Origin of the sequence: Streptomyces sp. URMC 123 (assembly GCF_051386515.1) — a bacterium.
Lineage (GTDB): Bacteria > Actinomycetota > Actinomycetes > Streptomycetales > Streptomycetaceae > Streptomyces.
The window spans coordinates 1-225 of the sequence record NZ_JBPQTV010000807.1 but is presented as its reverse complement, the minus strand read 5'-3'; the positions used below and the strand labels follow the sequence as shown (position 1 = coordinate 225).

The window sequence follows — 225 nt, the reverse complement described above, 5'->3', positions numbered from 1 at the left end:
GTTCGCGGAACTGGCGCGGCGCAGCGCGGCCGTGACGGCGCACCTGCTGGCCCGCAAGGTGCCCGCCGGCGGCGTCGTGGGGCTGTGCCTGCCGCGTTCCGCCGACTTCGTCGCCGCCGCGCTCGGCGTCATGCGGGCGGGGTGCGCGTTCCTGCCGCTGGACCCGGCCTACCCCGCGGACCGGCTGCGGTACCTGGTGACCGACAGCGGCACCGCCGTGGTTCT

General features: G+C 77.3%; 1 protein-coding gene. It reads left to right on the top strand.

The window, feature by feature from the left end; all coding sequences use genetic code 11:
* Window positions 1-225, top strand: a 225-nt coding sequence (locus tag ACSNOD_RS32070; RefSeq protein WP_436770553.1) for an AMP-binding protein, incomplete at both ends; no start/stop codon positions are given.